Below are 10,055 nucleotides of genomic sequence, written 5' to 3' on the forward strand. Positions count from 1 at the left end.
GCTCAGGACGAACGGGCGAAAGGATAGCCCTCATCCAACAATCCGCCCGAACCCAAGGACCCTTCTCTAGACCGCCCCCTGCTCCCAGCTTCCCCCGATCGCGCGAATCAGCATCACCGTCGTGGTGTACTGCGCAGTGCTGACCTGCAGTGCATTGCGCCGCTGACGCAGCGCGTTGCGGCGCGCATCCAGCAGTTCAAGCTGGCTCACATAGCCGTTGCGGTAGCGCACGTCCGACAGGTGGCTGGCGCGCTCGGCCGACTGCACGGCCTGGGCCAGCACTTCGGACTGGCCCGCCAGCAGGCGCAGCGTGCTCAGTTGGTCCTCGACATCGCGAAACGCCGTGAGCACCTGGCCGCGCTGCGCGGCAACGGCCGCTTCCAACCTGGCCTTGGCGCCCTCTTCCTGCGCCGCGCGCTGGCCGCCGTCGAAGATGGGCAGCGACAGCAGGGCGTTCAGGCCCCAGGAGCGCGCCGACCAACGCAGCAGGTCGCCCAGTTCGGGCGAGGCATAGCCGCCGTTGGCGGTCAGCATGATGGAGGGAAACCACGCGGTCTGGGCCACGCCCACGCGCGCCAGCGCGGCCTGCACATTGGCCTGGGCGGCCGAGACATCGGGGCGGCGCGCCAGCACCGTGGCCGGCACGCCGGCCGGAATCACCGGCAGCGTCGCCTGGGCCTGGCTGTCGGCCAGCGTGAAGCGGCCCGCGACTTCGCCGGTCAGCACCGCCAGCGCATGCACCAGCAGCGCCTGCTGGCGCTCGAGCGCCAGCACTTCGAACTCGGTGGCCGAGACTTCGGTCTGCATGCGCGCCACGTCGAGCTCGGCCGCGTCACCGGCCTGGAAGCGCCGCGTCGTCAGCCGCAGGCTGTCGCGGTAGATGTCCAGGCTTTGCACCACCAGCGCGCGCTCGGTCTGCACCGAACGCAGTTGCAGATAGGTCTGGGCGACATCGGCCTGGACCATCAGCCGCGTGCTCTGCAGCAGCGCGGCGCGCGCCTGCGTGTCCTGCAGCGCGGCGGCGCTGGTCTGCGACAGCTTGCCGAACAGATCGACTTCATACGACAGGTTCAGTCCCGCCGTGCCCACCGTGGCCGGCGTGCTGCTGCCCGTGGACTGCAGGCCGGCCTGGCGCGCCACGCCCGCCGAGGCGCCGATCTGCGGCAGGCGCTGGGCGTCGGCCGAGCGCAGCAGCGAGCGCGCTTCGGCCAGGCGCGCAGCGGCGGCCTGGATATCGGTGTTGGCGTCGCCCGCGCGCTCGACCAGAGCGCTCAGCTGCGGGTCGGCAAATGCCAGCCACCAGGCGCCGCGCGGCTGGGATTCGGCGGGAGCGGCCGAGGCCGTGCCGACCGGCGCTTCGCCGCCTTCGGCGCTGCTGAACGTGGTCGGCAGGTCTAGGCCCGCATGCTCGGCCGGGGCCGGCAAGGCGCTGGCGCAGCCGGCCAGCACCAGAGCGGCAAACAGCGGCGCCAGGCGCGCCAGGGGTTGGCGCGTCAACAAGGCAATGGTTTTCATGGAGTGACTCCTCTTCTTATTCATCGTGAGCGCGCGGCGCGGCCAGCACGGGATGGGCCACGGCGCCCGAACCATGCGCAGCCGAAGCTGCGGCAGGTGCGTCCGGGCTGGGGTGCTGCAGCAAAGGCCGGTTGCCCGCCATGCGGCGCAGCACCACATAGAACACCGGGGTCAGGAACAGGCCGAAGGCCGTCACGCCAATCATTCCGAAGAACACCGCCACGCCCATGGCGCTGCGCATCTCGGCGCCCGCGCCCGTGGCCAGCACCAGGGGCAGCACGCCCATGACGAAAGCCAGCGAGGTCATCAGGATGGGGCGCAGCCGAAGGCGGCTGGCCTCGATCGCGGCCTGTATGGGCGTGCGCCCGGCAAACTCCAGCTCGCGCGCGAATTCCACGATCAGGATGGCGTTCTTCGCCGACAGCCCGACCAGCACGATCAGCCCGATCTGCGTGAACACGTTGTTGTCGCCGCCGCTGAGCCACACACCGGTCATTGCCGCGAGCAGGCCCATGGGAACGATCAGGATGATGGCAATGGGCAGCGTCAGGCTTTCATACTGCGCGGCCAGCACCAGGAACACCAGCAGGATGGCCAGCGGAAACACCAGCAGCGCGGAATTGCCGGCCAGGATCTCCTGGTAGGTCAGCTCGGTCCACTCAAATCCAATGCCCTGGGGCAGGGTTTCGGCGGCCACGCGCTCGATTGCCGCCTGGGCCTGGCCCGACGAAAAGCCGGGCGCGGGTCCGCCGCTGACGTCGGCCGACAGGAAGCCGTTGTAGCGCATCGCACGCTCGGGCCCGAAGCTGGGCTCGAGCTTCATCAGCGCCGACAGCGGCACCATCTGGCCGGTGGTCGAGCGCACCTGCAGCAGGCCCACGTCCTCGGCGCGCGCGCGGTAGGCGGCGTCGGCCTGCACGCGCACGCTATAGGTACGGCCGAACTGGTTGAAGTCGTTGGCGTACAGGCTGCCCAGGTAGATCTGCAGCGTCTCGAAGATGTCGGTGACGGGAACGCCCAGCTGGCGCGCCTTGGTGCGGTCGATGTTGGCGTACAGCTGCGGCACGTTGACCTGCCAGCTGGTGAACAGTCCCGCAAGTTCGGGCGTCTGGTAGGCCTTGGCCATGAAGGCCTTGACTGCCGCGTCCATGGCGTCATAGCCCAGCGATGCGCGGTCCTCGATCTGCAGCTTGAAGCCGCCGGTCGTTCCCAGGCCGGCCACGGGTGGCGGCGGGAACAGCGCGATGAAGGCTTCCTGGATGCCGCCGAACGCCTGGTTGAGCTGGCCGGCCACGGCCGCGCCGCTCTGGTCGGCCCGGGTGCGCTCGGCAAACGGCTTGAGCGTGACGAACACCACGCCCGAATTCGAGCTGTTGGTGAAACCGTTGATCGACAGGCCGGTGAAGGCCAGCGCGTCCTCGACGTTGGGGTTCTGCTTGACGATCTCGCCCATGCGGCGAATCACTTCGTCGGTGCGGTCCAGCGTCGCGCCGTCGGGCAGCTGGGCAAAGCCCACCAGATACTGCTTGTCCTGGGCGGGAACGAAGCCGCCGGGAACGATCTTGAACAGGCCCCAGGTCGCGCCGACCAGCGCCAGGTAGATCACCAGCATCAGCGCCTTGCGGCCGATCACGCGCTGCACGCCGCCGCTGTAGGCGTCGGAGCCGCGCTGGAACAGGCGGTTGAAGCGGCGGAAAAAGCCGCCGAGCACGCGGTCCATGCCGCGCGTCAGCGCATCCTTGGGCGCGTCATGGCCCTTGAGCAGCAGCGCGCTGAGCGCGGGCGCCAGCGTCAGCGAGTTGATCGCCGAGATCACGGTGGAGATCGCGATGGTCACCGCGAACTGGCGGTAGAACTGGCCGGTGAGCCCGCTGATGAAGGCCAGCGGCACGAACACCGCGACCAGCACCAGCGCAATCGCGATGATGGGACCCGAGACTTCGCGCATCGCGCGATACGTGGCTTCGCGCGGCGACAGCCCCATCTCGATGTTGCGCTCCACGTTCTCCACCACCACGATGGCGTCATCAACGACGATACCGATGGCCAGCACCAGGCCGAACAGGCTCAGCGCGTTGATCGAGAAGCCCAGCAGGTGCAGCACGGCAAACGTGCCCACGACCGAGACCGGCACGGCCAGCAGCGGAATGATGGACGCGCGCCAGGTCTGCAGGAACAACACCACGACCAGCACCACCAGCGCCACGGCTTCAAGCAGCGTGGTGATCACGGACTTGATGGAAGCGCGCACGAACTGCGTGGGGTCGTAGGCGATGCGGAATTCCACGCCTTCGGGCATGTTCTTCTGCAGCTCGGCCATGGTGGCGCGCACATTGGCCGAGATGTCGAGCGCGTTCGAGCCCGGGGCCTGGAACACGCCCATGCCCACGGCGGGCTCGTTGTTGAGCAGCGAGCGCAGCGCGTAGTCGGCCGCACCCAGCTCCAGGCGCGCGACATCGCGCAGCCGCGTCACCGCGCCGTCGGCGCCCGACTTGACGATGATGTCGCCGAACTCTTCCTCGGTCTGCAGACGGCCCTGGGCGTTGATCGACAGTTGCATGTCGACGCCGGGCAGGCCGGGCGAAGCGCCGACCACGCCGGCCGCGGCCTGCACGTTCTGGCCGCGGATCGCGGCCACGACGTCGGCCGCCGACAGGCCGCGCTGGGCGACCTTCTGCGGGTCCAGCCAGGCGCGCATGGCGTAGTCGCCGCCGCCGAAAATCTGCACCTGGCCCACGCCCTGGATGCGCGCCAGTCGGTCCTTGACGTTGAGCACCGCGTAGTTGCGCAGGTAGTCGATGTCGTAGCGGTCATTGGGCGAGACCATGTGCACGACCATGGTCAGGTCGGGCGCGCTCTTGATGGTGGTGATGCCCAGGCGGCGCACTTCCTCGGGCAGGCGCGGCTCGGCCTGCGAGACGCGGTTTTGCACCAGCTGCTGGGCCTTGTCGGGGTCGGTGCCCAGCGCGAAAGTCACGGTGAGCGTCATCACGCCGTCGGTCGTCGCCTGGCTGCCCATGTAGAGCATGCCTTCGACGCCGTTGATCGATTCCTCCAGCGGCGTGGCCACGGTTTCGGCGATCACCTTGGGATTGGCGCCAGGATACTGGGCGCGCACCACGACCGAGGGCGGAGCGACGTCGGGATACTCCGAGATCGGCAGCGCGCGCAAGGCGATCAGGCCGGCCAGGAAGATCAGCACCGACAGCACCCCGGCAAAGATCGGGCGGTCAATGAAAAAGCGGGAGAGGTTCATATATTGTTCTTTTCAGTCAGCTCGCTCAGGCGGCGGGCTGTTTCGCGTCCTTGGCCGCGATTTCTGGCTTGTTCGCCATGGGCACGTCCTGGGCCTCGATGCGCGCGCCGGGGCGCACGCGCTGCAGGCCGTTGACGACAATGCGCTCGCCGGCCTTGAGGCCCGAAGTGACGATGCGCAGGCCGTTGACCGGCGCGCCCAGCTGCACTTCGCGGTACTCGGCGACTTCACCGGCGCCGACAACCATCACGTATTTCTTGCTCTGGTCGGTGCCGACCGCGCGCTCGTTGACCAGCACCGCGGAGGTGGCGCCCGACTGGCCCATGCGGATGCGCGCGAACTGGCCGGGCATCAGCGCGCCGTCCTGGTTCTCGAACACCGCGCGCACGCGCACCGTGCCGCTTTGCGCATCGACCTGGTTGTCGATCAGCTGCAGATGGCCGGCATGCGGCGTGCCGCCGGCCGTGCCCGTGCCCATCTGCACGGGAATGCGCTCCAGGCGCGCGCGAGCGTTCTCGCTGCCCAGCGCGCGCACCACCACCTGCTCGTCGCTGTCGAAGCTCGCGTAGATCGGGCTGACCGAGACCATGGTGGTCAGCACCGGCGCGCCCGCGCCCGAGGCCACGAGGTTGCCGACCGTGACTTCGATGCGGCCCACGCGCCCGGCAATCGGGGCGCGCACCTGGGTGTAACCCAGATTCAGGCGCGCGGTCTGCAGCGCGGCCTGGGCGGCACGCAGGTTGGCGTCGGCCTCGCGCTGGGCGTTGACGCGCTCGTCGTGTTCGCGCTGGGCAATCGCGCGCTCTTCCCACAGGCGGGTGGAGCGCTCCATTTCGCTGTGGGTATACGACAGCCGGGCCTGGGCCGCGACCACCTGGGCCTGGGCGCGATCGACCTCGGCGTTGAACGGCGCGGCGTCCAGCGTGAACAGCAGGTCGCCCTGCTTGATCAGCGCGCCTTCGCGGAAATGCACGGCCTGCACGGCGCCGGCGACGCGCGGGCGGATGTCCACGCGCTGCACGGCTTCGAGGCGGCCGGAGAATTCATCCCACAGCGCGACGTCCTGCTGCACCACCTGGGCGACGGACACGGGAATCGCTGGCGGCGCGGCGGGCTCTGCCGGAGCCTGGGCCGAAGCCTGCAGGCCGAAGGCCGCGCCGCCGACGACGGCAATCGCGGCGGCGGCAATCGCCGCGGTGCGCCAGCGCTGGGGCAGGGAGGAGAAGAATTGTTGCTTCATGGTCGGTCTTGGTCTTGAAAGGTGGTGAAAGCTGGAAGTCGGCGTTTTGCGGGCGCAACGCTCCCTTCCGGCGCAAAGGTCGGACAACAAAAGGAAAATCGGGGGCGGCCGTGCGGCAACGGCTGCGCCAGCGCGTCCCGGCGTCGGCCAGGGCACGCAGCTGTCAGGCAGCAGGCGTCAGGAGCTCAGAGTGAATCAGGCCGGGTCGGGCGGCCGACATCGGGTGGTGCTGAAGAACTGCTGGAACTGGTCCTGCACTTCCTGTGCACAAGGGCATGGCCGGGGATCGGGAATGAGCAGCGCATCGGGCCACTGCTGGGCCTTGTCGAACACATGGCGCGTCACGGCCAGGCCCGCGGCTTCGAGCCGGGCCGCATAGGCCAGGGCTTCGTCGCGCATGGGATCGTCCTGGCCGACCAGCATCAAGGTGGGCGGCAGGCCGGCCAGCCGCTGGGCGGTGCTGGGCACGGCATAGGGGTGGACCGCATCGCAGGCCGAGCGCAGGAACTGCAGCCAGCCTCTGGCCCATTTGCAGTCGGTCGCCGTGCCCGTGGCGGCGCGCAGCGAAGGCGTGCCCACGCAGGGGTCGAGCATGGGAGACAGCAGGATCTGTCCGGCCAGCGGCGGATGGCGCTGATCGCGCGCCATCATGCATACGCCGGCCGCCAGATTGCCACCGGCCTCCTCGCCCGCCAGGTAGACCTGGGCGCCCTTGCCTGCAAGCCGCGTGCGGTGCTTGAACGCCCACTGCAGCACTTCGAAGCCGATCTCCAGCGGACGCGGAAACGGATGTTGGGGCGACAGCGGATAGGCCACCGACACCACGCGCGCGCCTGCCGCTTCAAGCAGATGGGCCACGGTGCAGCCGTTGTCCAGCGTGCCGGAGATGAAGGCTCCGCCGTGGAAATGCACGACCAGTGGCAGGGTCTCGCCGGCCTTCTTGCTGCCATAGGTGCGCACCACCACCTCCTCACCGGACGCCAGCGCAATGGCGGCGTCGGTATGGAGCGATGGCGATGGGCGGTCTGACGAAGGTGAAGTCATGGTGTGATCCGGGCGGAACCGTGGAGACACAAATGTAAACGTTCGCGCCTCCCCCATAAACCCGATAAACGTTGCCGCACTGTTTCCAAATCCTGAACAATGGCCATGCAGCGCGCATGTCAGAATTCGCCACCCCACTGACCGACCACCACGCCCCAAGGAGAGCCCATGGATCAGATACAAGCCATGCGCACGTTTGCGCGTGTGGTGGAGGCCGGCACCTTCACCCATGCAGCCGATTCGCTGCAGCTGCCCAAGGCCACCGTCACCAAGCATGTACAGGCGCTCGAGGAGCGCCTGCGCGTGAAGCTGCTCAACCGCACGACGCGCCGCGTCACCGTGACCACCGACGGCGCCGCCTACTACGACCGCGCCGTGCGCCTGCTCGCCGATTTCGACGACATGGAAGCCAGCATGACCCAGGCGCGCGCCAACCCGCGCGGCCGGCTGCGCATAGACATCGGCACTTCGGTGGCGCGCATGCTGATCATTCCGCGCCTGGCCGAATTCCAGCAGCGCTACCCCGACATCCAGATCGATCTGGGCGTCAGCGACCGCACCATCGATCTGATCAGCGACAACGTCGACTGCGTGATACGCGGCGGCGAACTCAGCGACCAGTCGCTGGTCGCGCGGCGCATAGGCAACCTGGAGTTCATCACCGTCGCCACGCCCGGCTATGTGGCGAAACACGGCAGGCCCGCCCACCCGCTGGACCTGGAATCGGGCCACCGCATCGTGACCTATTTCTCGCCGGTCTCGCAGCGCCGCTATCCGCTGGAATTCCACCGCGACGGCGAAGTCGTGGAGATTGCCAACAACCCCCACCTCACGGTGAACGAAAGCAATGCCTATGTGTTCGCCATCGTTGCCGGCCAGGGCGTGGGCCAGATCACCACCTTCCAGGCCCAGCCGCATCTGGAACGCGGCGAGCTGGTGGCACTGCTGCCCGACTGGCCCCAGCCCGCGCTGCCGGTCTACGTGGTCTATCCGCCCAACCGCCATCTGAGCGCCAAGGTGCGCGCCTTTGTCGACTGGGCCGCCGAACTCTTCGCGCAGAACCCGCTGCTGCAGCGCGCCTGAGCACAAAGCCCTTCGGTGCCTGCGGTGCGCGTGCGCGGTCGGCGCAGGCACGCATTAGAATGGGAACCATTCTCATATATTGAATCCATTCACCGTGCATTGCCTACAGGAAGGTCCGCCCGCCGCCGTGGAAACGGCCTTTCAGCAGCAGATGCATGCGCTCTACAGCGCGCACCATGGCTGGCTATTCGGCTGGCTGCGCCGCAAGCTGGGCTGCGGCCACCATGCGGCCGATGTCGCCCAGGACACCTTTGTGCGCATTCTCGCCTCGCGCAATGGCCTGCTGGGAGTGCAGGAGCCGCGCGCTTACCTCGTGACCACGGCCAAGCGGCTGATGATCGACCAGGCGCGGCGCGCGCTGATCGAAAAAGCCTATCTGCAGGAACTCGCGCTGGCGATGTCTGCGAACCAGGGCGCGCCTTCGGCGCAGGAGCTGCTCGAAGCCGTGCAGGCGCTGGTGCAGATCGAAGCCGCGCTTGCCGGCCTGTCGGCCAAGGCGCGCCAGGCGTTCTTGCTGTGCTATCTCGAAGGCCAGACCCAGGCGCAGATCGCGCAGCAGCTGGGCGTGTCGACCAAGATGGTGCAGAAATACCTGGTCCAGGCGCTCACGCATTGCCATCTGGCGCTCGAAGGCTGAGATGTCGGGCGAGGTACCCAGCAGCGCGGAGATCGCGCGAGAGGCCGCGGCCTGGATAGTGCAACTCGGCAGCGACGACGCCGCGCAGCGCAGGCAGGCGCAGCAGGGCTTTGCGCAATGGCAGGCGTTGGACCCGCGCCATGCCCAGGCCGCGGCGCGGCTGCAGGCCTTTGTCGCCCAGGTGCAGCAGCTGGGCAGCGGCCCGGGCGAGGCGCGCGCTGCGCAGGCCGCGCTTGATGCGGCGCGCGGCCCACGCCAGGCAGCAAGCCGGCGGCGTATCACGGCCCGTGTCGGCGGCGCGCTGGCCCTGGTCGTGCTGCTGGCCCTGCCCGCCTGGCTCACGCTGCACAACCACCCGCCCGCGCTGCTGTGGAGCGACATGCATGCCAGCAGCGGCCAATGGCGCGAGCGCCGGCTCAGCGACGGCTCGCAGCTCACGCTCAGCGGCGTGAGCGCGGTCAACTGGCGGGTCAGCGACGACAGCCGCGTGCTGGAGCTGGTGCGCGGCAGCATCCTGGTCGAAGTCGCCAGGGACGCGGCGCGGCCGTTCTATGTGCAGACGCCGCTGGGCCGCATTCGCGCGCTGGGCACGCGTTTTGCCGTGAGCTATGACAACGGCCAGGTGACGCTGGAAATGCTCGAGTCGCGCGTGGCGGTGCAGACGCCGCAGCAGTGGCAAAGCGGCAGCGATGCAGCCCTGGTGGTGCAGGCCGGCCAGCGCCTGCGCCTGGGTGGCGAAGGCGTGGCCGCGGTCGAAGACATGGACGCGCAAGGCGTGGAACAAGGCTGGCGCCGCCACGAGCTGGTGGTGCAGGACCGGCCCCTGCCCGAAGTGCTGGACCAGCTCGCGCGCCACCACCCGGGCCCGATACGCTTCGACCGCGCGGCGCTGGCCGACATCCGCGTCTCGGGCGTGCTGCCGCTGGACGACACCGCGCAGACATTGCGGCTGCTGCAGCGCTCGTTTCCTCAATTGCGCATGCGGTTCTTGGCTTCGCGCTGGGTGTGGGTGGATTTGCAGCCGGTGGGGTTCTGAACGTTGCGTTACTTGGCTTGAGGACAGGGCATTCATGGTTAGACGCGCCCGGCCAGGGAGGCTCACCACGAACGGATTAGTGGCAGCGCCGCTTTCTGTGGACCGTTCGTCCTGAGCGGGGTAAGCGAGCCAAGATCGCGCAACGCACTAGGAAAAACAGCAGGCCTCAACTCCCCGTTCGTCCTGAGCTTGTCGAAGGATGAACGGCCTGCGCTCAAGTCATGAGGACGGGCCGTTCATGGTT

7 protein-coding genes are annotated in these 10,055 nt (G+C 68.4%); 3 read left to right on the forward strand and 4 right to left on the reverse strand.

Annotation, left to right across the window (positions count from 1 at the left end):
- Positions 1–66: 66 nt before the first annotated feature.
- The 4 genes from RR928_RS22695 to RR928_RS22710 form a co-directional block, all read right to left on the reverse strand.
- On the reverse strand, positions 67–1,515 hold the full coding sequence (locus tag RR928_RS22695; protein ID WP_332539448.1) for an efflux transporter outer membrane subunit: 1,449 nt from the start codon (positions 1,513–1,515) through the stop codon (positions 67–69).
- A gap of 16 nt (positions 1,516–1,531) precedes the next feature.
- Positions 1,532–4,771: an efflux RND transporter permease subunit gene (locus tag RR928_RS22700; RefSeq protein ID WP_332539446.1), complete on the reverse strand. Its 3,240-nt coding sequence runs from the start codon at positions 4,769–4,771 to the stop codon at positions 1,532–1,534.
- Between the two features lie 25 nt (positions 4,772–4,796).
- Positions 4,797–6,011, reverse strand: a complete 1,215-nt coding sequence (locus tag RR928_RS22705; protein WP_332539445.1) for an efflux RND transporter periplasmic adaptor subunit — start codon at positions 6,009–6,011, stop codon at positions 4,797–4,799.
- Between the two features lie 195 nt (positions 6,012–6,206).
- Positions 6,207–7,055 carry an alpha/beta hydrolase gene (locus tag RR928_RS22710; protein ID WP_332539443.1) on the reverse strand — a complete coding sequence of 283 codons (849 nt, stop codon included), beginning with the start codon at positions 7,053–7,055 and terminating at the stop codon, positions 6,207–6,209.
- A gap of 168 nt (positions 7,056–7,223) precedes the next feature.
- Here RR928_RS22710 and RR928_RS22715 point away from each other — a divergent pair, with 168 nt between their 5' ends.
- The 3 genes from RR928_RS22715 (at position 7,224) to RR928_RS22725 (ending at position 9,811) form a co-directional block, all read left to right on the forward strand.
- Positions 7,224–8,138, forward strand: a complete 915-nt coding sequence (locus tag RR928_RS22715) for a LysR family transcriptional regulator (RefSeq protein WP_332539441.1) — start codon at positions 7,224–7,226, stop codon at positions 8,136–8,138.
- 151 nt (positions 8,139–8,289) lie between these two features.
- The gene (locus RR928_RS22720) at positions 8,290–8,775 is read left to right on the forward strand and encodes a sigma-70 family RNA polymerase sigma factor (RefSeq protein ID WP_332539458.1); all 486 of its coding nucleotides are present in this window, start codon (positions 8,290–8,292) and stop codon (positions 8,773–8,775) included.
- Position 8,776: 1 nt separating this feature from the next.
- Positions 8,777–9,811 carry a FecR family protein gene (locus RR928_RS22725; protein WP_332684357.1) on the forward strand — a complete coding sequence of 345 codons (1,035 nt, stop codon included), beginning with the start codon at positions 8,777–8,779 and terminating at the stop codon, positions 9,809–9,811.
- The last annotated feature ends 244 nt before the right edge of the window (positions 9,812–10,055 follow it).

This window comes from Comamonas sp. (assembly GCF_036666375.1).
Taxonomy (GTDB): domain Bacteria; phylum Pseudomonadota; class Gammaproteobacteria; order Burkholderiales; family Burkholderiaceae_C; genus Comamonas.